The 26,122-nt window shown below is 58.2% G+C and carries 21 protein-coding genes; all 21 read left to right on the plus strand.

The window, feature by feature from the left end:
- Nucleotides 1–165 precede the first annotated feature (165 nt).
- The 21 genes from GXP52_09550 to GXP52_09650 all read left to right on the plus strand — a co-directional run bounded on the left by GXP52_09550 (nucleotide 166) and on the right by GXP52_09650 (nucleotide 26,066).
- Nucleotides 166–1,635, plus strand: a complete 1,470-nt coding sequence (locus GXP52_09550) for a CRTAC1 family protein (GenBank protein NOY87524.1) — start codon at nucleotides 166–168, stop codon at nucleotides 1,633–1,635.
- A 121-nt stretch (nucleotides 1,636–1,756) separates the two neighbouring features.
- Nucleotides 1,757–2,818, plus strand: coding sequence for a hypothetical protein (locus GXP52_09555; protein ID NOY87525.1), 1,062 nt, complete (start codon nucleotides 1,757–1,759; stop codon nucleotides 2,816–2,818).
- Nucleotides 2,812–4,734, plus strand: a complete 1,923-nt coding sequence (locus tag GXP52_09560) for a PQQ-binding-like beta-propeller repeat protein (GenBank protein ID NOY87526.1) — start codon at nucleotides 2,812–2,814, stop codon at nucleotides 4,732–4,734. The genes GXP52_09555 and GXP52_09560 overlap by 7 nt, the downstream gene beginning before the upstream one ends.
- Entirely contained in the window at nucleotides 4,731–7,151 is a 2,421-nt protein-coding gene (locus GXP52_09565) for a hypothetical protein (GenBank protein NOY87527.1), read from the plus strand. Before GXP52_09560 ends, GXP52_09565 begins: the two co-directional genes overlap by 4 nt.
- A 73-nt stretch (nucleotides 7,152–7,224) precedes the next feature.
- Nucleotides 7,225–8,298, plus strand: coding sequence for a carboxypeptidase regulatory-like domain-containing protein (locus GXP52_09570; GenBank protein ID NOY87528.1), 1,074 nt, complete (start codon nucleotides 7,225–7,227; stop codon nucleotides 8,296–8,298).
- A 2-nt stretch (nucleotides 8,299–8,300) separates the two neighbouring features.
- Nucleotides 8,301–9,362: a carboxypeptidase regulatory-like domain-containing protein gene (locus tag GXP52_09575; protein ID NOY87529.1), complete on the plus strand. Its 1,062-nt coding sequence runs from the start codon at nucleotides 8,301–8,303 to the stop codon at nucleotides 9,360–9,362.
- Nucleotides 9,359–10,759 carry a hypothetical protein gene (locus GXP52_09580; GenBank protein ID NOY87530.1) on the plus strand — a complete coding sequence of 467 codons (1,401 nt, stop codon included), beginning with the start codon at nucleotides 9,359–9,361 and terminating at the stop codon, nucleotides 10,757–10,759. The genes GXP52_09575 and GXP52_09580 overlap by 4 nt, the downstream gene beginning before the upstream one ends.
- Nucleotides 10,749–11,813: a carboxypeptidase regulatory-like domain-containing protein gene (locus GXP52_09585; protein ID NOY87531.1), complete on the plus strand. Its 1,065-nt coding sequence runs from the start codon at nucleotides 10,749–10,751 to the stop codon at nucleotides 11,811–11,813. Before GXP52_09580 ends, GXP52_09585 begins: the two co-directional genes overlap by 11 nt.
- A complete protein-coding gene (locus tag GXP52_09590; protein NOY87532.1) occupies nucleotides 11,810–12,697 on the plus strand; it encodes a right-handed parallel beta-helix repeat-containing protein in 888 nt (295 codons plus the stop codon). The genes GXP52_09585 and GXP52_09590 overlap by 4 nt, the downstream gene beginning before the upstream one ends.
- Nucleotides 12,698–12,777: 80 nt before the next feature.
- The gene (locus GXP52_09595) at nucleotides 12,778–13,389 is read left to right on the plus strand and encodes a hypothetical protein (GenBank protein NOY87533.1); all 612 of its coding nucleotides are present in this window, start codon (nucleotides 12,778–12,780) and stop codon (nucleotides 13,387–13,389) included.
- Between the two features lie 17 nt (nucleotides 13,390–13,406).
- Nucleotides 13,407–14,318 carry a DUF362 domain-containing protein gene (locus GXP52_09600; GenBank protein ID NOY87534.1) on the plus strand — a complete coding sequence of 304 codons (912 nt, stop codon included), beginning with the start codon at nucleotides 13,407–13,409 and terminating at the stop codon, nucleotides 14,316–14,318.
- Between the two features lies 1 nt (nucleotide 14,319).
- Nucleotides 14,320–15,849 carry a 4Fe-4S binding protein gene (locus tag GXP52_09605; protein NOY87535.1) on the plus strand — a complete coding sequence of 510 codons (1,530 nt, stop codon included), beginning with the start codon at nucleotides 14,320–14,322 and terminating at the stop codon, nucleotides 15,847–15,849.
- Between the two features lie 116 nt (nucleotides 15,850–15,965).
- Entirely contained in the window at nucleotides 15,966–17,240 is a 1,275-nt protein-coding gene (locus tag GXP52_09610) for a cytochrome c biogenesis protein ResB (GenBank protein ID NOY87536.1), read from the plus strand.
- Nucleotides 17,230–18,756, plus strand: coding sequence for a HAMP domain-containing protein (locus GXP52_09615; GenBank protein ID NOY87537.1), 1,527 nt, complete (start codon nucleotides 17,230–17,232; stop codon nucleotides 18,754–18,756). Before GXP52_09610 ends, GXP52_09615 begins: the two co-directional genes overlap by 11 nt.
- A 27-nt stretch (nucleotides 18,757–18,783) precedes the next feature.
- Entirely contained in the window at nucleotides 18,784–20,139 is a 1,356-nt protein-coding gene (locus GXP52_09620) for a sigma-54-dependent Fis family transcriptional regulator (GenBank protein ID NOY87538.1), read from the plus strand.
- A gap of 275 nt (nucleotides 20,140–20,414) precedes the next feature.
- Entirely contained in the window at nucleotides 20,415–21,305 is an 891-nt protein-coding gene (locus GXP52_09625) for a hypothetical protein (protein NOY87539.1), read from the plus strand.
- A complete protein-coding gene (locus tag GXP52_09630) occupies nucleotides 21,286–22,047 on the plus strand; it encodes a carboxypeptidase regulatory-like domain-containing protein (protein ID NOY87540.1) in 762 nt (253 codons plus the stop codon). Before GXP52_09625 ends, GXP52_09630 begins: the two co-directional genes overlap by 20 nt.
- Nucleotides 22,047–22,940: a HEAT repeat domain-containing protein gene (locus GXP52_09635; GenBank protein ID NOY87541.1), complete on the plus strand. Its 894-nt coding sequence runs from the start codon at nucleotides 22,047–22,049 to the stop codon at nucleotides 22,938–22,940. Before GXP52_09630 ends, GXP52_09635 begins: the two co-directional genes overlap by 1 nt.
- Nucleotides 22,941–23,011: 71 nt before the next feature.
- Nucleotides 23,012–24,628: a 4Fe-4S binding protein gene (locus GXP52_09640; protein ID NOY87542.1), complete on the plus strand. Its 1,617-nt coding sequence runs from the start codon at nucleotides 23,012–23,014 to the stop codon at nucleotides 24,626–24,628.
- Nucleotides 24,616–25,122 carry a hypothetical protein gene (locus GXP52_09645; protein ID NOY87543.1) on the plus strand — a complete coding sequence of 169 codons (507 nt, stop codon included), beginning with the start codon at nucleotides 24,616–24,618 and terminating at the stop codon, nucleotides 25,120–25,122. Before GXP52_09640 ends, GXP52_09645 begins: the two co-directional genes overlap by 13 nt.
- Nucleotides 25,119–26,066, plus strand: a complete 948-nt coding sequence (locus GXP52_09650; GenBank protein NOY87544.1) for a phosphate/phosphite/phosphonate ABC transporter substrate-binding protein — start codon at nucleotides 25,119–25,121, stop codon at nucleotides 26,064–26,066. Before GXP52_09645 ends, GXP52_09650 begins: the two co-directional genes overlap by 4 nt.
- The last annotated feature ends 56 nt before the right edge of the window (nucleotides 26,067–26,122 follow it).

A 26,122-nucleotide genomic window follows, 5' to 3' on the forward strand; every position in this document is an offset into this window, starting at 1 on the left:
AGGTTGATTTTCTGCCAGGGACACCTGGTTTTGACAAATACCTGTCAGAATCGAACAGTTTTTTGAGAGGAGAAACCGGCCCGCAGAGTGGGTTCTTTTGACCATGGGGGGCCTTGTGTGGTAAATTTTACTCAATACGAGATGTTAACTTAAGGGAGGATGCCCATGAAACGGGGAGAGAGGTCAATCTTTGTTATCTCGGTGATTGCCATTGCCGCCGCAATCCTTCTGTTCCTTCCCCTTGCTGCATCGGCACTTGATTTTACCGACATCACCGATATGGCCGGGGTTGGGGATCGTGGACACGGGAAGGGTGTCGCCTTCGCCGATATCGACAACGACGGCGACTACGATCTCTACGTATCCAACAAGGGCGGGGAAAATGTGCTCTACCGCAATGACGGCAACGGGGTCTTTGTGAAGATTTCCCAGACCGCGGGGGACCGTCTCGACGATCCGGGGATGTCCATGGGATCGTGTTTCGGGGATTTCGACAACGACGGAGATGAGGATCTATACGTGGTCAAAGGCGGCCGGTACGAAATCGAGGCGAACCGCCTTCTTAGAAACGATAACGGTCGATTTGTGGATGTAACCGATCAGGCAGGTGTCGGTTCCAAGGAGTTCACCTACTCCGCCGCTTTCGCGGATGTGGACAATGACGGGTATCTTGATCTTTACCTGGCCGACTATGGGGTCGGGGCACGCAATATTCTTTACCATAACAACGGTGATGGGACCTTCAGTGACGTCACGGAGGCCGCCGGGGTCGGGGACCGAAGCTGGAGCTGGAGCGGCGTTTTCGCCGATGTCAACGGCGACGGCTTCCAGGACCTCTACGTGGTCAACGGCCGATACCCCGCCGGCGAGCCGAATCACCTGTATGTCAACAACGGTGACGGGACCTTCCGTGACGTCTCTCGCGAGGCCGGCGTGGCCGACGGTAATTGGGGCCTTGGCGCGGCTTTCGCCGATATCGACAACGACGGCGATTTCGATCTGTTCGTTTCCAACTATGTCGGTCCCAACAAGATGTACCTCAACGACGGTACGGGCCACTTCACCGATGTGTCTGAATCCTCGGGCCTTGCCGACAATGGATGGGGCAAGGGCCCGTCCTTCGGCGACGTGGATAACGATGGCGACATGGACCTGTACGAGGGAGATTGCAAACTGGCCAACAAGATGTACCTCAATAACGGCAAAGGCGTCTTCACCGATATAGCCGACGAGATTCCCATATTGAAGAACGAGACGGTCCGGACCAAGGGAACCGCCTTTGCCGACATCGACGGCGATGGCGACCTGGACCTCTACGTTGTCAACTGGGGTGCAAGCAACCGTCTCTACCGGAACGAACAGAACGACTCTAATTTTCTGAAGATTCGCCTGGTCGGTACTGTCAGCAACGCCGATGCCGTGGGGGCCAGGGTCACGGTGACCAGGAATGGACAGCTCGTCGGCTTTCAGGAGGTCAGGACGCTATCCGGATTCTGTTCTCAGCCGCCCCTGGAACTGCACTTCGGGCTGCCCGGACCCGGGACCTATAAGGTCGATGTCCGGTTCCCCAGCGGTATTTCCATGTCAGGTGTGTACCGGAATGGGCAGAGCGTAACCATCGTCGAGGGAAACTGAAAGGAGAATTTCAGATTCCAGGTTTCAAATCCCAGGAATTTCCACCGGCGGACATGAAAATTGCAAGGCTGTTGTCGAGACCATCGATAACAGCCTTTTCTATGTCCGGAGATAAGATCGGTTGAAAATATTCTGTCGGCATACGGTTTTTTCTCTTTTCATCCTGACATTTCTCCTCTACGGGTGCGCGGGGTCCGGGGAACGGCGAAATAGTGAAACCCATACCCTGTCCGGCGCAGTCCGATTTGCCGGCCATCCTCTGTCGGACGGGGTGGTGAGGGCGGCAAAGGACACGCCTCTCGGGGAAGTCACCACCGTTCGGGTTCATGGGGATGGGACCTTTGAAATGTCCCTCGATGCAGGGGTGTATTATCTGACCGCCGCCGGCGATGATCCGCGGTCCGGTCGGAAGCTGTGGGCCTATTGGGGAGGTAATCCTCTGAACGTCTTCGGTGAAATAGCGGATTCCCTTTTTCTCCTTTTTGCGCCCGTCACCCCTCCGCCCCGCGTCCGTGATGGAGCCGGTATCCAGGGCTGGGTGTTCAGTGACGGCGTCCCCGTCGAAGGGGCTGTCGTTGCGGTCTATCTCGATTCCATGGAGGGTTTTCGCGGTCCCCCGTACGATTTGAGCGTCCCGTCCGATGCAGAGGGCCATTACGTGCTGAAGATCCCGCCGGGCACCTATTTCCTCATGGCCAGGAAAAGACGGACGGGACAGGGTTATGTGGGACCGCTGCTGAAGGGGGATCAAACGACCTATTACGCCCACAACCCTGTTACCCTCCGCCAGGGGGAGGAAATGGTGGTGAATCTCGAACTGACTGCAGTCAACAGGCCCCGCGGCGAGGGATCCCTTTCACTTGGGGAGCCTATCATCCTCGAGGGGGTTGTCACCAACGAGGCCGGTGACCCGGTGCCGGGTGTTCGGGCATGTCTTTATGCGAAGAGTGCTATGATCGGGCGGCCGGACTTTATCTCATCTCCCACCGACGACAAGGGCAGGTATCGGCTGGAGGCGTCAAAGACGGGGACTTTTTACCTGGCGGGGCGGTCAAAAATTGGAGGGCCTCCCGAGACCGGGGAACTGATGGGATATTACGCCGGGTCTGAGGATCACGCTGTCCGCATAAATTGGGGTGATCATCAAACAGGGATGGATATCCCGGTCAGGGAGGTATGGTGATTAGGAACCCTCCCCCATCCCGAAAAATGGCGAGGGCCGGTTTTTCAGGAGTTTCCGCGGCCAGGCGGCTTTGTCTTCAGCTGACCCTCCTGCTGCTTGCCGGGTGCGTCGCCGGGGGGAGCGCAGAAATAGCGTGGGCACTGCCGGGGCCCTTCCTGCCGGCGAAGATTCACACCGACACTACCTGGTCAGGGACGGTGACCATTTCGGGGGAAACCCGGGTTATGCCCGGCGCTGTTCTCACCATCCGCCCAGGCACACGGATTCTCTTTGCGGCCGTCGATGAGGACGGTGATGGTGTTCTTGATTCCCGCCTTGTGGTGGAGGGAGGCCTGGTAGCTCGCGGAACCCCCCATGACCCCATTATTTTCACCAGCGCCGGGGATGATCCGCAGCCGGGGGACTGGCTTGAACTCAGGGTGGACCGGGCCGAGGGAGTGGTCCTGGAATACTGTGTTCTGCAGTATTCCAGGTACGGCTTTCACGCCCACTTCAGTTCGGGGGTTCTGGCCAACTCCATTCTGCTGAACAACATGGACGCGACCAGGTTCGGGAACTGTCGATTCTTCGTCCTTCACAACCGTTTCGAAGGGAACCTGGGAAAGGGCATCAACTTTCGTGATTCCAGACTCTTCATAACGGGAAACGAGATCACCGGCAATCGGCATGGCATTTTTGTTTTCGAGAAGGCGAAAGGCACATATATCGGCAATAATCTCTTTTCGAAAAACGAGGTCTCCGACCTGCGTTTCGGGGATTTCTTCAACGGCTCACCCCCAGCCCTGGACGGGAACGTCAGGGACGACGGCCATCCGCTGACCATCCTTGGAAGAGACCAGATCTTGCCATCGGTGCAAAAGCGGACCCACCCGCTTTCCTATTTCGGGCCCCGTGTCCTTAAGATCGACATTACACCCGTCTGGGAGCGGAATTTGGGCTCTTTCGTAGATGCCGCGCCTGTAAGGGCATCAGGGGGCGGGAGGATCGCCGTTGCAACGTGGGGGGGGGACCTGTTTCAGCTCGCGGCCGGCACCGGGGAAGTGCTGGCACGCACGAGTGTTGGAGACGTGGTGGATGGGACTCCGGTCCCTGTCGGCGGCGGATTCCTTTTCCCGGCCTGGGACCATCGTATCTATTTGGTGGATGCAAAAGGTGCTGTCACGGGGTCCCTTGGCTGGAAGGCCGGCATGGCCGACGATCATCAGCAGGCATCGCCCCTCGTCCTGGGCGGTGACGTGGTCCTGGGGCTATGGAACGGGGAGTTCGGAACCGTGGATCCCGGACAGATGCGGTGGCGCTGGAAAATCTCCCTTGACGGAGCCATCAGGGCCAGACCGGCCTTTGACGGCCGTGAACTGTGGGTGGGAACCGACGGAGGCGGCCTCTATGAAATCGGCAGGAAGGGAGATGTAATAAGGAGGGTGGAATTGGGCAGCCCGGTTCGCACCACTCCAGCCGTATTCGAGGAGGGGAATCTTGCGGTGGTAACAAGGGACGGACTGCTCGCCAGGGTTCGCGGCGGCCGGATCCTATGGCGTAGGAAACTTCCGGGAGTGGGAACCTACGCCTCCCCAATTTTCTCAGGTACCGGTCGGTTGGCTGTGGGAGACGGTTCCGGAGCGGTCTCCCAGTTCGATGGGAACGGAGCACTGATATGGCGAACGGCGCTGGGGTCGGCGGTACACGCCCTCGGCGGCGGGGAGATGTTATGGGCGGGGACCGAGGACGGCCGGCTTATCGCCATCAATCCAGTCACCGGGGCACTGACGGCGACCCTGAAGGCCGCCGGCGCCGTTCATTCGCCGCCATTGATCACGGACGGCCCTACTCGGCGAATGGTGTGGGCCGCAAGGGATGGTGTAGTCCGAGCGTTGGACTGGAAGATCAGTGAGAAACCATGGGGGTGGAGGCCGTGATCCGATTCCGGAACCTCGCGTCCGCCGTCTTCCTCACGGGGCTGGGGGTGATTCTCCTGGAACTCACCTTGACCCGGATCTTCTCGGTCCTGATGTGGTACCATTTCGCCTCGCTATCTGTTGCGGTAGCCCTGTTCGGATTCGCCCTCGGGGGAACGCTGGTTCACCTGAGACCCTCTCTTGTGCCTGAGGATGGATTTCCTGCCGCCTTGGCTCCACTGCTTTTCCTCGCTGCGGCCGGGGCAATTGTGCCGTTCATGCTTCTCTGGCTTTCGAGGGTGAAGCCATCTGTTCTTTTCCCGCTGCTGAGCTTCTTCCATCAACCGTTTTATCAGCCGTTCCGAAACGGACCTCCCGGTCCCGACGCGGCCGTCCTGCTGTCCCTGACGGTTCTGTACGTCTCCATTCTCCTCCCCTTTACCATGGCGGGGATGGCCTTGGCCGGCCTCTTTTTCCGGTCATCCGAAAACGAAATGGGCCGTCTTTACGGGGCGGACCTGGCTGGGGCGGCCGTCGGCTGCCTGATCTTTGTCCCGGGCCTCAAGCTGTTGGGGGCACCGTCACTCCTGGCCGTTTCGGGCGGCCTCCTGGCGATGGGGGCCGCCCTGCTTTCGAGAGGCCGTCGGCGGTCCATTATCTTCGCGGTTGCTCTGGTCATTCTGACAGTGGCCGTGATAAACGGCCCCACAGACAGGCTGGTTCGACTTCAGTTCGCCAGGGGGCAGTATGAGCCGGACATCCGTTACTACCGGTGGAATGCCCTTTCGAGGGTCGTGGCCTACCCATTGAGCCGTTGGGAGGCCGAACAGGCATGGGGAATCAGCCGGCGTTTTCCCGGGCCGTTTCCGGGGAACATGGGCATGCTCATTGATGATGCTGGATACACACCCATTATCGAAAACAGGGACCGGAGCACGTCACCCGCATGGGCCCCGTACCATATCATATCACTCCCTTACCTCCTGCGGCCTGGAGCCGATGCCATGATAATCGGACCGGGAGGAGGAAGGGACATCCTGGCCGCCCTCGGAAACCGGGCCCGGGAGGTGACAGCGGTTGAACTCAACCCCCTTATTGTAGAGGCGGTGGAGAAAGGATTCCCACAATTTTCGGGTAAACCCTATTCGCTGCCCGGTGTCAAGCTCATTACGGGGGAAGGCAGGTACCAGCTCGCCAGGTCCAAAAAACGATACGATGTCATTCAGGCCTCCTCTGTTTTCGGCGAGATCGCCCCCTCCGCGGGGGCCTTCAGCCTGAGCGCCAACTTCCTGTATACCAAGGAGGCGTTCAGGGAGTACTGGGAGCATCTCTCTGATGACGGAATTCTGTCTTTTTCCCGAACCGTCTTTGGCCTTCGTGCGCTGCGCCTGGTCTCTCTTGCCAGGGATCTTCTCATCGATGAAGGAACAGCCGACCCCGGGACCGGCATCGCTGTTCTCAGGGAGAGGGGCCTGGCCAATGTCCTGGTTGCAAAGGGAGGATTCACCGGGGCGGACCTGAAAAGGCTCAGGGAGATAGCCAGGGACCGTTCCTTTATAATTGAGGCTATGCCCGGGATGGATTTGGACAACAGGTTCACCCGTGTCATCAGGGGCCTGGACGTGTCAAAAGGGCGTTTCGACATCTCGCCGCCCAGCGACGACCGGCCGTTTTTTTACAATAACGTACCTAAAGGGCGGTTTTTCAACCTTTTTTTTCATCCCCGAGAGACCGGGGAGCGGCATGTAATAGTACTCAGGACCCTCTTTTTTATCTTCTCCTTCCTCATCGTCCTCCTCCTCCTTCTCCCTGCCATAGGGGGTAAGGCCCGAAGGCGCAGAGGCGAGAGGGGCCCCGTGGTCAGGATTGCCCTGTTCTTTGGCGGTATCGGCCTGGGGTATATGATCGTCGAGTTGACCATGATGCACCGGCTTGTCCTTTTTCTGGGGAATCCCACCTATTCCCTTACGGTGGTCCTTTTCGTCGTTCTTTTTTCATCCAGCCTCGGGAGTTTCTACGCGGGCCGTCTATGGGGGAGCGGAAAACATCTCAATGCCCTCCTCCCTGTGGCATTGATCTTGCTGTTAATTTTCACGTGGAAATTGACAGGGTTTCTCAGCCCCGCCATGGAAGCCGGTTTATTGGGGAGGATCTGTCTGGTTGCCCTGCTTTTGGCCCCGTCAGGTTTTCTGATGGGGTGGTTCATGCCCATCGGTCTGGCGGAACTTTCCAAAAACGCCCCCGGCATGATTCCCTGGGCGTGGGCTATTAATGGAGCCACATCGGTTCTGGGATCAATCGGATCGTTGATAGTGGCCATGAACTTCGGGTATTTCGCGGCCCTTGGTCTTGGCGCTTTTTCCTATGCCCTTACGGTTCCTCTTCTGCTCCATGTGGGTCGGTTGGGGAACGGAGCACGAAAGGAGGTATTGTCATGAGAAAGGTTCGTTATATCAGGCCCCGCCTGGTGGGGACCAGCAGCGTACATCCGTGCTGAGGGGGCGGGGGGGCGTGCCCCCCCCGTTTTTTATGCGATTTTCTATTTCCTCCATATTCATCTCCATGACCGTGTTTTTCCTCTCGGCCTTCCCCGGGTACGCCGGTCAGATCGGTATCGAGGGAATTGTCCGGTATGATGGCGCCGCGATGGCCGGCGCCTACCTGGAGGTCTTCAGCACCCCACCGGATAATGCCGCCAAGCCGATGGCATCCGCCATCAGCGGTGAGGGAGGCGTCTTCATCATCCCGCTGCCCCCCGGTGAATATTACCTGACCGCCAGGAAGAGGCCCAACGGCGGGGGGGCTGCGGGTATGCTCTACGGCACCAGCGGGGCCGATCCCATCCCGGTTGTTCCCGACCGGACCATCGCGATCACTATCGACATGGGCGATCGCGGCAAGACCGGCGGCCTGATCCCGGAAGGGACGGATGTCACCGGGAGGATCATGTACCTAGGCAAACCAAAAGGCGGTGCCTACGTATATCTTTACCCCGGCAGGCTGGAAAGGGGTCCAAACTACCTGTCGAGGGTCAGGACCGGCGAGAACGGTGTTTTCAACACCAGGGTCCTTCCGGGACTTTATTCCATCAAGGTCCGGTTTACTGAAGGTGGGGATGGAATGGGAACCATCCAGAGGGAGGACAAGGTTGGGGAGTATCCGGAAAATCCCGTGGAGGTTGGTCAGGAGACCACCGATCTGGGAACCATCGTACTCAGGGATGTGGATCAGAAAGCATGGGAAAAATACCACTGGGCGGCAGGCGAGGGCGGCATCACAATCCATGGCCGGGTCACGGATGAAGATGGCAGTTCCGTGGAGGGTGTTTATGCCTTCCTGTACAGCGATCGCAAAATGGTGGGCAAACCGACGGCCATCTCCGCTCCCACCGGCCCCGACGGCCTTTTCAACGTTGCCGTGCAGAGACCGGGTCTTTACTACCTGGGAGCGAGGAGCAGGTTCGGGGGGCCCGTGGAGCCGGGGGAACTCATGGGAGCCTACGACGCATCCGGAATTAAACCCGTGGAACTTGGATCCGGCCGTCAGCTCCCAAGTTATGACATCGTAGTAAGGGAGGTCTGGTAAGGGTGCGTTTTATTGGACTGCCTGTTTTGTGCTTTGCCGCCCTTCTGTTGCTGATGTCCATGCCCAGGAACTGCCGGGCCGAGGACGCCGCCGGGGTCTATGGGCGGGCCGCGTGGCGAGGGGAGTTGGTGCCGGGGGTGGTGGTCTGGGCCTACCGGGACGGGAAATCCGGTTACCTGACCGGTGAGGTCGCCCGTTCCGAACCAACGGCTACCGATGGCACCTACCGGCTCCCCCTTGAACCGGGGCGATACACCTTCGTTGCCCGGGAGTATAAAGGCGGCGGTGACGGCCGGCCTTCGTCCGGAGATTACTACTGTTACTACAGCGGCAGCCCTGTGGTGGTTCCGAGGGGAGGCTGGGTCCCGGTTGGATTCAACCTCGTTAAATACCTACCTGAGGTGAGGGAAAAAGCCGAGAGGTCCACCATAAAAGGATCGGTCACCTACAGGGGGGAACCTTTGGAAAAACTTTACCTCTATCTTTACAAGGATGCCTCCGACGGTTTTCGGGGGCCGGGGATATCCACCCTTCCTGTGGGAAGCGGGGGCCGTTTCAGAGTATCCGTTACCCCGGGTGAATACTTCATCATCGCCAGAAAGAGGGCCAGGGGCGGAATGTACGGCCCCGTTGATATTGGAGACTACTTCAACTACTACCCCGGCAACCCGGTAGTGGTGGGAGAGGGGGAATCGGTCCGCCTGTCCATTGAAACCGTCACGAGAATCAGCCAGCTTGATGAGGGGGGGAGCGCGCTTCCTATGGTCGAGGGGCGGATAGTGGATGGGAATGGGAATCCCATCGAAGGTGTTCGGGTTTTCGCCTACCGGCCTGAGAAGGTCAAAGGTCGCCCGATATTCTTTTCGGATCCCAGCGGCCCGAATGGACGGTTCAGCCTGCCCATTCCCGAGGTCGGCGCCTACAGCCTGGTGGCGAGGCAGAGATTCGGTGGTCCTGCGGCTTCCGATGAGTACCATGGCCTGTACAAGGACGGGGCGGCGGTTATGGTCGGGGTTTCAGGTCCTGGTGAGGAGATCATCCTGACGGTGGGAAAAGGGCCATGAACAGAATCCTCCTCTCCATCTGGCTGGTTCTCATATGGGCGGTCCCGCCGGGGACGATACTTGCGGCGTCCCTCCCCTTGAGGGTGTCGGGTGAGATCACCCTTAAGGGTGAAAATTCTCTGGTCGGGGAAACGCTCGTGGAGAAGGATGGGACCCTTATCCTGGAGAGGGGCTGCCGAATCACGGCGGAGGAGGGATCGGCGCTGAACGTACAGGGCAAGCTCTATATAAAGGGCAGCGACCATGAGAGGGTGGTGATAGGACGGGATGGGGATGGTCGATGGAAAGGTATCAGCTTCCTCGCCGGCAGCGGAGGGAAGATAACGGGGCTGGACCTTTCCAGAGCGATGACGGGTATCAGTGTAACGGCGGCCAATGTCGAAATATCCCATTCCACCGTGACGGATTGCGGAAAAGGCCTGCACCTGGTCAGGGAAGGCGGCACGGTGGTCGATGACGTTGGTTTCATCGGCAACAGCACAGGTATCGCGGTGGAACTGAAATCCAGGGCGACCATTAACCGATCCCTGTTTAAAAAGAATGATGTCGGTGTGGCAATCGCCTCCGGGGGATTGCCCGTTATCACCTCAAACCGGTTTGAGGGAAACGGCATCGGGGTCCAGGTTTACCAGAGATATCCGGAGGGCATACGGGGTAATCTCTTTGAGGGAAACAGGATCGGTGTACGGTTCTACCAGAATGGGCCGGATACCATGGTGGAGAGAAACCTTTTCGAGGACAATACGGAGGCCGCGATCCTGGCCGTGTCCTTCTCATCCCCCAGGATTATCAACAACATGATGAGGGGTGGCCGCTTTGGAGTTTTCGCAAACCAGTTCTCCTCGCCCACTATTACAAATAACGTTGTGAAGGAGATGAAGGAAGCCATTCATCTTAGCAAGAAGAACGCGTCGGAAATCCGGGATAACGTCATCTCCCGATCGGAGGTGGGGATTTTTCTGGATTTTTCGTCCTATCCGCTTCTCAGAAACAACTTTCTGGACCGCAACCGGACCCATATCAAGCTCGGCAGATTCCAGTCGTCCCATTGGGAATCGAGCGCGGGGTCCAAGGAGTACGTAATACGTACCGCGGCGAAGTTTGGAAGCCGAAATCCCAAGATTGTGGAGGCCCCCGTGGAGTTTCCGGATGGCGTGGATGCTACGGCGAACAGCTGGGGCTCAGCTACCCTGGACGAGATGAAGGCGAAGGGGCCCCATGCGGACATCTCGACGCTGTATGACGGCTACGATCTGCCCGAGGTTACCTATGAGGGGTTTGGGAAGCAGAAATACAGGATAGACAAGATTTTCTACGCCCCATGGCTTGGGGCCAGGGGTGCAGGAACGGGGCTCTCCGGCTGGAAGGGGAAAAGAGGGGAACTCCATGTCCCATGAGAGGGGCGCTTTTTTGAGGGTTTTTGTCCTCTGTCTGTCGTTGACCTGTCTGTTGACGGCGCCCGGGTGGGCACTGGCCATCAAGGGACGTCTCGTCAGCGGCGGTGTACCCGTATCCGGTGGGTTCGTCTCGGCGTATTCCAGCGCGGGTCTGCAGGGGGAACCGGTGAGCATCTCCGGGCCCAGTGATCCCGACGGCCGCTACACCATAGAACTGCCTCCGGGAAGGTACTTCCTGGCGGCCCACTCAGGGGACCTCTGGTCCTTCTGCGGCCAGAACCCCGTTGTTGTCGCAAAGGGGTCGGAGCTGTGGATCGGGTTTGAGCTTCTCCAATGGGAGCGTCCGGGATATGAGAAACTTCCGGAAGGGGGCCTGGAGGGTCAGGTCAAGGGGCTGGTAACGTGGAAAGGCACGGCGACCGGAGGTGTTTCCATCTTCCTTTACCTTGATGACGCGGACAGCTTCAGGGGGGTGTCCTTCATCCGGTCGGTTCCCACAGGACCGGATGGCACGTTCGTCCTCGATCTTGTCCCGGAATCCCGCTACTATCTGGTGGCCCGCCGCCGGGCTTCAGGAAGGACCGTAGGACCCATGGCCAAGGGTGATCTTTTTGCGTACTATCGCTATAACCCCGTGGAGGTGAGGGGAGGGGAGTCGGTTACCATCCCCCTTCCCCTTACGGAAAAAAAGCGTGATTGGGACATCCACGCCATGGGCCTTGAGGGGCAGGAGTCAGGTTTCACCGGGCTGGTAACGGACAGGACCGGTCATCCTGTCCCCGGGGTTCACGTGTTCGCCTATCTTGACCCGGGTATGGAGCACCACAGGCCTGATGCCATATCATCCCTGACCGATAGAGAAGGGAGATATAAAATCTTCCTTCCCCGGCCCGGTACCTATTACGTTGGTGCCAGGGCGGGTTTCGGAGACTCTCCGAAACCGGGGGAGTACTTCGGGTTCTACGAGGGAAATTTCGAGCATTCCATTACCCTCGAAAGGGGCGAGTTCATGGAAGGATTGAATATTTCCGTCAGGAGGGTCCTTGCGCCATGACACGAAGGGTGATCAGCCTGCTCTTTCCACTGCTCGGTGTAGTTCTTGCGGCCGTTGAGTATGGTGCGCCGCACGCTTTTGGGGCTGTTTTGCCCCCATCGATAAGGATCATAGAGGGTTCGGTGCGTTGGTCCGGTGATGTGGTGATAAATGGCGTGGTCGTCGTTCGCGATTCCGGGCGACTGGAAATCGATCCGGGGACCACGGTAAGGTTTATCCGCCGCGACGATGACGGTGACGGCATCGGCGATGGGGAGATACGGGTGGAAGGCAGCATACGGGTGAATGGGACCATAAAAAGGCCCGTCATCTTCACGTCCGCTTCCACGGACCCCGCCCCGGCTGACTGGAAATACGTCATGATCAACCATGCCCACGGCGCGGAGGTCTCAAACGCGGTTTTCGAATACGCCTTCAGCGGGGTCCAGATACACTATACCCGGGGGAGCTTCAGGGGAATCGTTTTCCGTCATAACATCGACGGGTTCAGGTTTTCCACCGCGCCGGTGATCCTTGAGGATTCCTACATCGTTCAGAACGACAATGGGATACGGTTCGAAGAACGGGGCGCGGGGGCTAAGATCGTCGGAAACGTTATCTCGGGCAACCGGGTCGGTGTATTTGCCGTGGTCAAGTGCCGGGGATTGACGGAGTTCAGGAATAATATCTTTGAGGACAACTCGAGCTACAACGTTAAACTAGGTGACATGCAGGTCGAGGACCTTCCCATGTCCGGTAACTGGTGGGGGTCGGTAAATCGAAGTGACATCGTTTCCTCGATCTTCGACGGAACGGTGGAACCGGCAATGGGAAAGGTCATTTTTGAACCCTATCTTCAGGAAAGGCCGGTCATCAGGGATCTCCTGCCCCGCTTGACTCAATAACCGGCAGGAACCCGTATGAATATTGATGACTTCGGATGGACTTTTTACGACCCTATCAATTCGGAAAGGTGGTCTGAAAGATGATGCAGAAACGCGGCGTTCACGGCGCCTTGCCGTACCTCCTCCTTGTTGCCGCCCTTGCCGTTCCGTCCACGGTTCACGCCTGTGTGGGACGCAAACTGGTTCTGGGGGCACTGGAGGACGCAAGGCAGGGTATGGTCAGCCGGATCATCTCCATCCTCATCCACGAGAGAACCGGAACCACCGTTGAAGTGAAGTTCTACCCCAGCAAAGAGGAGCTGATGGAGAAGGTCCTCAAGGGCAAGGTGGATCTTTACGTGGACTACGTGGACACTGCTTTGAAGCGATTGAATGACGATCCGGGTTCACTCGCGGGGGAAGAAAGGTACCGTCAGGTGAAAAGGGAGTACGACGAGGAAATGAACCTTGTCTGGCTGAAGCCCCTGGGGTTTGAGGGGCGGAACGGCAAGGGAAATTCCATGGGCTTTGCCGCCGTAGTCGTCAGGAAAGGCACGCTGAAAAAGTTTCCCGCGCTTCCCCGGCTTCTCGACAAGATCGGTACACGGGTCATCCTCGATGATCCCCTCCTCGACAGCCTGGTACTGAAAGGACAGTCCGTAAAGCCGGCCAAGGTGGCCAGGGAGTTTCTCAAGGAGAAGAAGCTTATATGAGCCAGGGCAGGGGGAGGCTGGACCGAAGAGAATTCATGTTGGGGACCCTCGCCGCATTGGCCCTCCCCGGTCTTGTCATCCCTGTTGCAGCCAGGCCGGCGGCAGGGAACGCCTCCGCTGGGAAAACGGTTCTGGCGGTGGCTGAGGATGTCGATCCGTTCCAGGCGACCGTAAGGGCGGTGAGCTTTCTCGGAGGTATGAATGCCTTCGTTCCAGTCGGTTCAAAGGTCCTGGTCAAACCCAATATCGGATGGGACCGTCGAGTTGAGCAGGCGGCCGATACCCATCCCGAGGTCGTGCGCGCGGTAGTCGAGATGTGTCTGGAATCGGGCGCCGGCGATGTGGTAATCCTGGATCGGACATGCAACGATGCCAGACGTACCTATGTGACGAGCGGTATCAGGGGGATGGTGGATGCGCTGGCATCGAAGCAGGTCCACCTGGAGTACGTGCGGGAGAATCGATTCACCGTGGTGAAGATTCCCCGTGGAGCGGCGATAAAACAATGGCCCATCTACTCCTATGCCCTTGAGGCCGATGTGATTATCAATGTGCCGGTGGCCAAACATCACAGCATCAGCGGGCTTACCCTTTCAATGAAAAATCTCATGGGGCTTATGGGGGGAAATCGCGGGACAATTCACTCAAACATCGGCCAGAAGCTGGCCGATCTGTCCACCGTTATCAGGCCTGCTCTCAATATCCTGGACGCCAGCCGCATTCTCCTGCGCAACGGCCCTTCAGGGGGACGTATGGAGGATGTCAAAGTTCTCAACCGTGTAGCCGCCTGCGCTGATCCGGTGGCCCTGGACGCCTACGGGGCCACACTCTTTGGAATCAGGGCCGACCGGATTCCGTCGATCGTGGCCGGCTACAGCATGGGGCTTGGGGAGATAGACCTCTCCCGGGTGAAGATGGCGGGAACATGACGTGAGGCGAACCCGCATCCTCTCCCAGTGGGCCTTCGGCCTGTTCTTTATCTACCTGTTCATGAACACCCGGTACCTTGGGGCGGATGTGATCGCCTACCCTGTCAACGCCTTTTTCCGCCTGGATCCACTGGCGGGGATCGGATCTATCCTTGGGGGCCGAAAGACCCCCCTGTTTTTCTGGCCACTTCTTATTCTTCTGCCTGCCGTCGCCCTTTTCGGACGTTTTTTCTGTGGCTGGATCTGCCCGATGGGGTCCATGCTTGACCTCTTTGGCCGGCGTAGCCGTAACAGGTCTCCTGCTCCCGAGGGGAAATATTATCGCATAAAGGAGATTGTCCTTATCTTCCTGCTGGGGACCTCCCTGTTCTCCCTGAATCTCACAGGGATCGTGGACCCCCTTTCCCTACTCATCCGAAGCTTTGCCATGGGGGTTGTGCCGCCGCTGGAAAGATTCATCTCATCCTTCTTTGATATTACCTACCGTGTGGGAGGACCGCTCAGGGCGGCTACGGAGCCGTTATACGGCTGGCTTACCGACCATGTCCTCTCTTTTTACCTCCCCGTGTTCCGGTATACGGTCTTTTTCCTCGGGCTCATTGTGGTCATCATCGCGCTGGAACTGGTTGAGAGGAGGTTCTGGTGCAGGAACCTGTGCCCCCTGGGTGCGCTCCTCGGCTGGTTCTCCTGGATTGCCCCGCTGGGTTTGAAGGTCAGCGAGGGGTGTGATGCCTGTGCTAAATGTCCACCGACGTGCCGCATGGGCGCCATAGAGTATGAGGAAAAAATGGTTATCCGGGCAAAAGACTGTATCCTTTGCTATGACTGCCAGGATGCCTGTCCGGATGGAGTCATCACCCATCACCCCGGTAACGCCGGTGTGCCGGAGAATGCATCCTTCGTTTCCCTCTCCAGAAGACAGTTTCTCGTGGGGGCGGGAATCGGGGCCGTGTTCCCTCTGACGGTGGGTTCCACCTCCCGGCCGGATAACCTGCCCCCATATCTTATCCGGCCGCCCGGCGCGGTGTCCGAGGCTGAGTTCCTGGCGCTGTGCCTGCGCTGCGGTGAATGCATGCGCGTCTGTCTGACAAACGGGCTCCAACCGACCCTGTTCGAAGCAGGTATCGAGGGGATGTGGACCCCCCGCCTGGTTTCGAGGGTCGGCTACTGTGAATATTCATGCACCTTGTGCGGTCAGGTGTGCCCCACAGGGGCCATCGCGTCCCTGGACCGTGTGTTTAAAAGAAAGGTGAGGATTGGTACGGCCGTTATCAACCGCAATCTCTGCATCCCGTTTGTAAAACCGGAGGAGTGCCTCGTCTGTGAGGAACACTGTCCTATACCCAAAAAGGCAATCGTATTCGACCACGCTGCCGTTGCGGGCCCAAAGGGGCCTGTGGTAGTCAAACAGCCCAGGATTATTGAGGACTTATGTATCGGATGCGGAATCTGTGAAAAGAAGTGCCCCCTGGACGGGGAATCGGCCGTCCGGATCACCAACCGTGGGGAGGACAGGGCAGGCTCCATGTAACAAAGCCCCTCCCTTGACAGTATACTGTTGCAAAAGCTATTTTTTTGCCCGATTGCTGACAAATTACTGTCAATGGGTGCGGGGTGACAGATATCTAACATGAGGGTGGTTTTAGGATGAAAACACCCATTCGGCGCCTTGCGTCCCTGAGGTTGACCTTGGCCGTCATGCTCCTCCTGGCGGCTGCCGCGGCGGCGGGCACATTTATACCCCAGGGACGGGGAGCCGATGACTATACCCGCCTTTTTGGCGGCAATGGAGCACAGGTTGTCAGGCTGCTTTCCCTTGGGGATATTTACCATTCTTTGTGGTTTCGGGGTCTCCTCCTGATACTTTCCATCAACATGGTTTCCTGTATGGCCACCCGGTTGCCCACCACCTTCTCTTCACTGAAAGGGGAGGCGGCGATGCGGAGGCGTCCGCTTTTGCGAATCCCCGGAGACCATGTCCGGGAGCAGGGTCTCGTATCGGATCTGAAGGCCGCCGGCTACCGCCAGAGGGGAGGGTCCGACGGAAGGGTCTTTTCCAGGGGAGCGGCAGGATACGTTTTCACCCTTGCCGGGCATCTGAGCCTTCTCGTCATAATGGTCTCTTCCTTGATTGGGTCCTCCCTGGGTTTTATCGGGACTCAGAGGGTCTTCGTGGGGGACTTCACCGATACCTATTTCAACTGGAAGACCATGGCCGAGGCCCAGCTTCCGTTTCGCCTGAGCGTGATCGATTTCAGAAAAGTTCCCAACCCGGTTGCCCTGAAAATCGGCATCAAGGAGATTAAAACCGGCAGGAAGGGCAAGGTGATCACCACCCATGTAAATGATGATCTGAAACTTCCCGGTCTTGATGGCCGGATACGGATCCTCTCCTTTGACACGGAAAGAAAGATCCTGAAGGCGATATGGGTGAAGGGCAACGGAGATCGGTTTCCCGTGGTGGGGGGAGAGGAGATGGGAAACTCCGGCCTCACCCTGATACCGGTGGCATTCGCTGCATTTCCCGAAAAGCAGGTGAGTGCCGGAACCGCCATCTCACGGAACGGCTCGATCCTCGCCACGGCTGATATCAAGGTGAACCATCCCCTCAGGTTCAATGGATTATCTCTCTACCTGACGGACTACGGGACGGACCCTTCAGGGCTCCCCTATGTAGGTTACCAGATCGTAAGGGACCCGGCGCGGGCCGGAGTCTGGGTGGGATGCGTGTTTTTCCTTCTTTTCATAACGGCTTCCCTCTTTGTTAAACATCGCTGTGTCGTCCTCGTCAGGGACGGGGGATTTGTCGCCGTTCATCTTTCATCGAGGGGGGATCGGGCGAAGGCGGTGGATGAGCTGAAAACGGCTGTCAGACGTTTCCTCCCCATCGATGGTTCATGCGGGGTCGCGGATGATGATTAAGCTTAACTGGCCCAACAGAATACTCCTCTACTCCATGATGCTCACCGCGGTGTCCGTCCTTCTGACCGCCGCCATCACCGTGCGGACTGCTTCCGGCCTGTGGGAAAAGGAATTTCTGGAGAGGAATACCGCCTACGCAATGTACACATCCCTGGAGGTTCTTCGAACCTTCGGGGGGGCGTTCAACGGAACCGTCACACCCCAGGTTGCTGAGGCCATCGATCTTCTGACGGTCCACAACGAGGATCTTCTGGGGGTCATGATTCTGACCGAAAGCGGCAGGACGCTTTTCTCCACCCTTCCGGATGACCTGGTGCGCGGTCTGGAAGGTTCCTGGGAGGCCGGCCTCGGCGCTGCAGTGGCCGGGGTGGTGCGATCAAAAAAACACCTGAGAAACGAAACCAGCTATCACGGCCGGCGGCTCCTTGATGTCCTCGCTCCGGTCAACACCCAGGGAGGAAACCGACCCATAGCGGTCCGCTACATTTACGGGTACGGCTCTCTCGAGACCAAAACGGCCAATCTGATAAAGGGGGTGCTCCTGGGTGCGCTGCTTCTCATGGGGATTGGATCCTTCCTGTCCATCTTTTTATCGCGTTCACTTACCAGTCCCCTTAAAATCCTCTCCGAAAGCGCCGCGAGGATCGCCGGAGGCGACAGGAATTACCGTATTGACCTTCAAACAGGCGATGAAATGGAGAACCTGGCGGAACAGTTCAACAGGATGGTCGATTCCCTGAGGGAACAGCAGGAGGACCTTGAGAGGGCCAACGTGGAGCTTCAAAACACCAACGTACGGATGAAGGATCTTCAGGCACAGCTTATGCGGTCCGAAAGACTGGCGGCCCTTGGCCAGCTTTCCGCCGGGGTCTCTCACGAACTGGATAACCCCATCGGCGTCATACTCGGATACGCGGAGCTGATCAAAGAGGAGTCAGAGGGGGAAAAACAGTCCGGGGAGTACGCCGGGGTAATCCTGGATGAGGCCAAACGATGCAAGCGGATTATCGCCGGCCTCCTCGATTTTTCACGTCCCCGACTCGGGGAAAAGGGAACCGTGGATCTGAAGGGGCTGATACATGGCCTGACATCCCAGTTGTCCGAGCAACGGGCCTTCAGGAGAATCAACTGGCGGCTCACCCTGGGGGATGGGGATGCCCTGGTTCACGCTGACCCGGACGCGCTGCGTCAGGTCATTGTAAATCTGTGCCTGAACTCGTCCCAGGCAATGGGGAGCGACGGTGAGATTGCAATAGATATCTCCCCCATGCGGGACAGGGACAGGGATGGGCACCTGGTCCGGCTTGCCGACGGGGGGCCGGGAATCGATAATGCGGTCATCGAAAGGGTTTTTGATCCATTCTTTACTACAAAGAAGAGAGGGGAAGGGACCGGCCTCGGCCTGTCCATCTGCAGGAAGCTGATTGAGGAGGCTGACGGCTGGATACGGGCCGTGAAGGGAAAAGGCGGTGTCTTCGAGCTGTGGCTTCCAGCGGTGGCGGCGAGTGAGGACTAAGGAGAATACCCCCCGGAGGAGCGATCAATGAGCAGGAAGATTCTTATCGTGGATGATGAACCGGGCATGAGGAGCCTTCTAACGAAAGTGATGGAGAAGGTCGGACACTACGCGGCCGCCGTTCCCGGTGGCGATGAAGCGCTGGGTCTTATCGAGAGGGAGGAATGGCATCTCGTTATCGCCGACATTGATATGCCGGGAATGGACGGTATCGAGCTTTTAAAGAGGATACGCACCATGGACCGGGTCCTGCCGGTTATCATGATCACGGCCTACGCTACGGTGGAATCCGCCATAGAGGCCATGAAGCTGGGAGCTTTCGATTATATTACCAAACCGTTCCAGATGGATGAGTTGAAGATAGTGGTTGGAAAGGTCTTCGAGCATGAGCGGCTCGTAAGCGAGAGAAAAATGCTCCTCGACGAGATTCACGGACGATACGATCTGAAGGGCATCATCGGCGTGTCGCAGAGGATGCGCGATGTCATCGATCTGGCTCTGAGCGTTGCTCCCTCCATGGCAAGCGTCCTCATAGAGGGGGAGAGCGGGACGGGCAAGGAGCTTGTGGCCAGGGCCATTCACAGCCACAGCGGCCGAAAGGACCGCCCTTTCGTCGTAGTCAATTGCGGCGCCTTGGCCGACGGCGTTCTCGAGAGCGAACTGTTCGGCCATGAAAGGGGAGCTTTTTCCGGGGCCGTCGCGGCCAGGAAGGGGAGGTTCGAGCTTGCGGATGGCGGCACCCTTTTTATCGATGAGATCGGGGAACTGAACCCCTCGGCCCAGGTAAAGCTCCTGTGGTTCCTGCAGTCCCATGAGTTCGAGCGGGTCGGAGGAACGCGGGTCCTTCGAAGCGACGCCAGAATAGTCGCGGCTACCAACAGGAACCTGAGAGAAATGGTCAATGAAGGGGGATTCAGGGAGGATCTATTCTACCGCCTCAACGTGGTCCACATCAGGGTGCCGGCCCTCCGGGAACGACAGGAGGACGTGGAGTCGCTGGCCGAGCACTTTCTTAGAAAGTACAACTCCGAGATGAACAAAAGGCTTTCCGGGATCGCGCCGGAGGCTATTGTGGCTCTGAAGGCCTATGACTGGAAAGGCAACGTCAGGGAGCTGGAAAACGTCATGGAACGGGCCGTGGTCCTTTGCAAGGGGGACGCCGTTACCCTGCGGGACCTTCCGGAGGAGCTAAGGGGAGGAGGGGATGTTGAAAGCCTGCCCGGCGGCGGAAGAACCTTGACGCAGATAGTCGAGGCCATTGAAAGACAGATCCTTGTCAGAACCCTCGAGAAGAACGGGGGAAGCCAGACCAGGACGGCCCGTGAACTCGGCATTAAAAGGACGACCCTGCGCTATAAGATGGCCAAATACCGGATGGTGTGAGTCGGACGTTGAACGTAGAACCCTGGTCGTTGAACATTGAACGTTCTTTTTCCCGTTGGACCCCGGACTGTCCTGTTGGTACGGACCTTGCTGTTCAGTCACAGTGAGAAGGTGGTTGAAAAAACGGGAAAGTGAACGAGCCGGGGCGAATGACTGATTTGAAAACATATTTCCATCTCTTTACGCTGATTGGACTGGCGCTGATGAGCTCATCCTGTTCCAGCCCTTTTGAGACAGGTGTACTGGCTGCGATGCCCGTTAATGGAGAGCCATCGGTGTCTGACTGGTCGAGGGCCGTGCCCCTGGATTTCGTGGTCTGGATGGGAAACGTCCACGAGCCGCCCGATGTCGTCGCCCTGGACAGCGAGACCAGCCATCGGTCCACCGCCCAATGCCATCATGGGCCTTCTTCGTCCGAACCGGTGCCTGTCCGCCTCCAGGCCCTTTACTCGCCCTCGGAGATTTTCATCCTGGCCCAGTGGAGAGACCCTACCCTGGACGAAGGTGTAGGCAGCTGGGAAATGGGAGATGGCGGCTGGGCCGTCAACCCCGATGCGGATGACGGGATCGCCTTTTTATGGGGGCAGCCCGGAGATTCGGGTTTTCGGTGTCAGAACACGTGCCACATGGTGGATGTGGATGTTTACGATGGCGGTACGCAGATCCGAATGAAGATGAAAAATCCCGGGAAAGGGATCCTCGACCTGTGGAGATGGAGGGCCGGAGTGACAGCCCCCTTCGGAGCCGCAGATGACATGCTTATTGACCACGACGGAAAACGGGGCGACGAAGGCCAGATCATTCCTGCCGTAAACAGGAATGAAGGGGAAAACGGGCCGGCCGACGGGGTGGACTGGTCATCCGGCATACCCACGGCCCCCTATTTTCTGATAACGGCTCCCACCGGCAAGGAGGCCGATGTCCACGCCGTATCAGGCTGGAAAAACGGGAAATGGCGTGTGCTGTTTCGCCGAAGCCTGGCCACAGGGGATTCCGGCGACCGTGTTTTTACCCCAGGTGTGAAGATCCCTTTCAGCCTCAGTGTCTTTGACAATACATGGAGGGAACATCATGTCGTTCGTGAAGTACTTGCCCTGGAGTTGGAAAAAGGATTCAGGGCAGTTGGAGTATACGGGAGGGGTCTCTATGAACCGCTGGATTTTTAGACGGCTCATATCCGTTATTCCCCTGATGGCTATGATGGCCGTCGTTCTTCTCCTCATTTCCGGCTGTTCCGAAAAGGAGAAGGACAAGCCGTCCACCGTTTCCGGGACTGTGACGGTTCCCCTGAGCGAAGCGCGCCTCTATATCTATGGCGAGGGAGAGGATATCTTTGCGCCGGCCATGGTTATCTCGGAGCCCACGGGCCCGGACGGCGCGTTTTCCCTGGCCCTTTTCCCGGGGCGGTACGTCGGTGTTGTAAGGAAAAGGGAGTCGGGAGAGAGCGCCGGGCCCGTGAGGATAGGTGATTACAAAAGCCGGCCCGTTTCCTTCGAGGTGAAGGCCGGAACGCCGTTAACCCTGAATTTTTCCGCTGTCGTCAAGGTGGCTAATGAGAAAGCGTTTCCCTCCCTGCAGGCCAAGGGAAATACCGGGGTCGAGGGCACGGTTTACGATGCCGATGGCAATCCCGCGGTGGGTGTACGGGTGCATGTCTATGACCATATTCAGATGTCCGAGCGTCCCAAGTACGTAAGCGAGAAGACCGGCCCGAATGGCCGGTATCTTGTGAAGGTCCGGCATGGCGGCACCTACTATCTGGCGGCACGGGATCGGTTCGGTGGACCTCCACAGCTTGGCGACCTGTACGGGCGATACGATGAGGGAACCGTCGATCCATCCGGGGTAGTGGTTCATAAGGGGGAGATCACCCAGGGCATCGATATCATTGTCCACAAGGTGTGGTGATGATGAGACCCTTAGTTCTGGTCCTCATCGCTTTTCTGACGGTCGCATGTTCCGCCGGGGATGAGGGCGTTGACGCCCTGGCCCGTAACGCGGCCCATGGAGACCGCGGAGCGGCCAAAAGGCTTGTCCTGGCCATGGGGGACCGGACCCGGGAAAGGTCCCTGGATGCATATAAGTCGGTGGTGTCCGTCGGGAATGTCGTGATTCCCTACCTGTACAAGGGGTTGGCATCGGATGATCAGGATCTTTTCGAGGCCTGCGCGGCGGCCCTGGGGAATATCGGTTCCACGGACAGCCTTCCGGCGCTGAAGACAGCGCTTGGCCGGAAGGGCATGAGACGGTACGCGGTCGCTTGGGCCCTCGGAGAGATCGGCGACCCCTCTGTCACCGTGCTTCTGGTCCGCTCCCTGGCTACCGGCGATGTGGTCCTGAGGAAGGCCGCTGTCCGAGCGCTGGTTCGGCTGGGCCCATCCGTCGGCCCCCAAGTGCTTGAGATGCTTGAACGGTCGGACGATCCGAAGGCGCGTAGGGCGGCCATACGGGTCCTGGGCGAGATAAAGGAACAGGCCGCCGTACCGCTGCTGACGGAGGTGGAGGGGATCAACAGGGATGCCGCGGTCTGGGCGCTGGGGCGTATCGGGAATCCGCAGGCCCTCCAACCCCTTCTGAAGGACCTTTCCGACGAAAGGTGGTCGGTGCGTCGGCAGGCCGCCCAGGCACTGGGGAACCTGGAGGACGCCGGTGCGGTGCCGGCCCTCCGGCGAACTCTCGACGATCCCGAGGCGGTTGTGAGGGAGTGGGCTGCAAGGTCATTGGAGACCCTTACGGGAAAGCGGGTCCTCTACAGGGACGAGGATGGCCAAATTGTCCCACCTTACAACCTGTATCATTAATGACTTCGCGAGAAGTCTTCAACGCGCCCACTTAAGAGCGCTCAAATCGAAGATTTGTGAGGAAAGTGAAAATGACATTTTTCGCTTTCCGTGGAGTAAAAAGCCATAGATGGATTTTTTACGACCCTATCAAAGTTAAAAGGAAGATGATGTCGGGTATCTCCCCCCGTTTTTTAAAGAGCATTGCTTTCTGGACAGTCCTCAGGGGCGTCTTCCTGGTGGTCTTTGCGGGAATGGTTGCGGTCACCTGGGGACGTTGGGGGATCGACGGCATCGATGTTCCGGATCCACTCATGTATACAAATGTCGGCAATCTACTCTTCTGGGCGGTTTGGCTGATGGGGCTTGTGGTCCTGGTTCCCCTTTTCGGGAGGCTATGGTGCGGTGTCTGCCCCCTTGGTTTCCTCAACGAAATTGCATCAAGATGGGGCCTTTCCAGACCGTTCCCCAGACCCCTGAAGAATGACTATTCCAAGGCCGTCCTGCTGCTGGCCACCTTGCTGCTTATGGGGCTTTTCCGTTTGCACCATTATCCCGGCGCCACGGCTGTTTACCTGGCCGCATGGGGTCTTCTCGCCGTGCTCCTCGGCCTGGTATTCTCCGGCAGGTCCCTTTGTTCATACGTGTGTCCGATCGGGGGAATGCTCGGCCTCTATTCCAGAATGGCTCCCCTGGAGGTTACCATCAGGAATAGGGGCATTTGCGAGGATTGCGAGAGCAAGGACTGCGTCAGGGGGAGCGACGTGTGGATAAGATTGGCCCTGGGCAGGGTCCGCTCGGTCTTCCGCCTGCGTCATCACCCCTGCCCGGTCAACCTTTCGGTCTGGGACATGAAGGGAACAGGAAGGTGCCTGGGGTGTTTTAATTGCCTGCGAGCCTGTCCCTACGATAACGTTCAGCTTTCATTGCGGGCTCCCCTCGCGCCGCTATGGGTGGAAAGATATCCCCGCTACTCGGAAACCGCCCTGGCAGCTGTGCTTCTGGGGTTTCTGCTCCTGAGCTACAGCCGTTTCTGGCCGGGGCTGGGGTCCGTCCTGGCCTTTCCGGCGAGCGCCCTCGTCCCTGTGGTCGGCACAGGCGCCGGGCGGGTCCTCTATCTGGTCTGGGTCGGGTTTCTGCTCCCGACGTTACTCATCTTTGCGCCTTCCATATCAGTTCAGGCGACCCGGGCCGTCTCAGCCGGGGGAGCGGCGTTTGGAACCTGGTTGAATTCGGAGAAGGCGTCCTCATCCATAAGGTTCTGGATTGCCCCGCGGGTTAGGGAGACCCTCTCTGAAAACGGGGAAGGGGATGAGGCCGTTGTGGAGGAGACCGACACCCTCAGAGGGCTGTCGGCCGCCTGTCTTCCAATCCTGATCCCGCTTATCTTTAGTGGACACCTGGTGCTGGCATTGGTCAAGCTCAACGCTAAGCTGGGCTACCTGCCCCTCGGGATGGCGGATCCGGTGGGGATCCAGTCCTACCTTGCCATTGAGGAACTGGAGTTGTTATCCAGGCCGGGACTTATCCTGTCCATACCCGTTTTAAGATGGATCACCGGGATGGTCATGGTGGGAGGGATCGCCCTCTCCCTTGTGGCGGCGGCCAGGATAAGCAGAAGAGAGGAGATCCCTTTCCTTCCCTATGCGGTGCAGATCGGTCTTGTCGGGTTATGCTTCGCCGGGGGGCTGTATAAGTGGCTCTTTTAAGACTATTCCTGGGCCTGTGCCTCCTGTTGGGCTGGCCTTCCCCCGTCTCGGCTCATACGGGCAGGAGTATCACCTTCCTCTGTCCGGCGGGGACGCTTAATGAGGTTGCCGCAAATATGGTGGCCGCCTACATGGGAGAGCAGATGGCCAGAAACGTCAAAGTGGTAAGACACGATGGGACGGTCCGGTGTCTTAACGGGATACGCGATCATGAGGCACCCATCGCCCTTGTTCCAGAGGACCAATGGCCGGGGGACGATGAGGCCGTGGTCCAGGTGGGTGGTTCCCTGCGGGTGGCCGGAACCGATTTTGTTCTCGTAATGGGAAAGGATGCGGCCAGACAGCTCCAGTTCAGCCTGGTACCCCGGTATATGTCCCGGCTTGCGAAGGTATTACCGGGGATGGACATGTTTCCGGGCCTGGAAAAGGTCAGGAAGGGAGAAGGGGCCCGGAAGGTGGCCCTGGACCTGCTCAGAAAGGCGGATGTGTTATGAGGATATGGACGGGCGGGACAATCCGCTCTCTGACAGCTTTCGGGGTACTCTGGTTTCTGGTGTTTCTTCCCTCGTGCCAGAGAGCCGGCAGGGAGGACGATACCCTGAAAACCGTGTCGGCAGGACCTGTCTATCGCATCGGCTACATGATATGCGACGGTCTTGACGAGGCGAAAAAACGTTTCGAACCGCTGACGAAATATCTTTCCAAGACCACGGGGATAAAATTCACCTCCGTATATCTTAACACGTACGATGTGCCGGAGGCCTTCGAGAAGGGAGAACTGGATATCACGCATACCAACTCTCTCCTGTACGTAATGATGGCGGAGAAAGGCCTGATCCCCCTGGTCGGGGAGCGGAGAGGTAGTATGGGCTTTCGTTCCGCCGGGGGCATCGCCGTAAGATCCGACAGCCCCATCAAAACGCTCGCGGATCTGAAGGGTAAGAGGATGGTGTTCGGTCCCATGTTCGCTCCCACCGGCTACCTGTCCCAGTACGACATGCTGCTGGAGGCGGGTATTGATCCCGAACTGGATCTGGAGTATTACGCCATCCCCTGGGGGGCCTACAAACATGAAAAGGTCATCTACGGGGTCTGGATGGGAGCCTACGATGCGGCAGCCGTTCCCATGCTGGACATGGAGATCATGGAACGGGAGAACAAGATAGGCAAGGGGGACCTGCGGGTGATTGCTCAGAACGATCCAATCCCCTACTGTGTTTTCGGGGTCGCTCCCAAGGTTCCAGGCGAGGTGGTCGCGGCGGTGAGGTCGGCCCTTTTGAACCTCACCCGGGAGGCGACAATCCCCATTGACGGGGAGGTGCTTTCGGTGCTGCGAGCGGCGAAGGTGGACGGCTTTGTGCCCATCGAGGATGCCGATTTCAACCGGGTGCGGGAAATGGCGAAGAAAGCCAATATGCCCCCATATCAGACGTACTGAGATGTCCAATGTTGATGACTTCGCTGCACGTTGGTCCCGTTTTTTCTCTGGCCTCT

This window comes from Deltaproteobacteria bacterium, assembly GCA_013151915.1.
GTDB lineage: Bacteria > BMS3Abin14 > BMS3Abin14 > BMS3Abin14 > BMS3Abin14 > BMS3ABIN14.

Excerpts from the sequence above, each read along its gene's own strand:
- GXP52_09560 (NOY87526.1), top strand. The coding sequence starts at position 2,812 with ATGGTGATTAGGAACCCTCCCCCATCCCGAAAAATGGCGAGGGCCGGT.
- GXP52_09590 (NOY87532.1), top strand. The coding sequence starts at position 11,810 with ATGACACGAAGGGTGATCAGCCTGCTCTTTCCACTGCTCGGTGTAGTT.
- GXP52_09630 (NOY87540.1), top strand. The coding sequence starts at position 21,286 with ATGAACCGCTGGATTTTTAGACGGCTCATATCCGTTATTCCCCTGATG.
- GXP52_09595 (NOY87533.1), top strand. The coding sequence starts at position 12,778 with ATGATGCAGAAACGCGGCGTTCACGGCGCCTTGCCGTACCTCCTCCTT.
- GXP52_09585 (NOY87531.1), top strand. The coding sequence starts at position 10,749 with ATGTCCCATGAGAGGGGCGCTTTTTTGAGGGTTTTTGTCCTCTGTCTG.
- GXP52_09615 (NOY87537.1), top strand. The coding sequence starts at position 17,230 with ATGATGATTAAGCTTAACTGGCCCAACAGAATACTCCTCTACTCCATG.
- GXP52_09635 (NOY87541.1), top strand. The coding sequence starts at position 22,047 with ATGATGAGACCCTTAGTTCTGGTCCTCATCGCTTTTCTGACGGTCGCA.
- GXP52_09610 (NOY87536.1), top strand. The coding sequence starts at position 15,966 with ATGAAAACACCCATTCGGCGCCTTGCGTCCCTGAGGTTGACCTTGGCC.
- GXP52_09580 (NOY87530.1), top strand. The coding sequence starts at position 9,359 with ATGAACAGAATCCTCCTCTCCATCTGGCTGGTTCTCATATGGGCGGTC.
- GXP52_09620 (NOY87538.1), top strand. The coding sequence starts at position 18,784 with ATGAGCAGGAAGATTCTTATCGTGGATGATGAACCGGGCATGAGGAGC.
- GXP52_09640 (NOY87542.1), top strand. The coding sequence starts at position 23,012 with ATGACATTTTTCGCTTTCCGTGGAGTAAAAAGCCATAGATGGATTTTT.
- GXP52_09650 (NOY87544.1), top strand. The coding sequence starts at position 25,119 with ATGAGGATATGGACGGGCGGGACAATCCGCTCTCTGACAGCTTTCGGG.
- GXP52_09550 (NOY87524.1), top strand. The coding sequence starts at position 166 with ATGAAACGGGGAGAGAGGTCAATCTTTGTTATCTCGGTGATTGCCATT.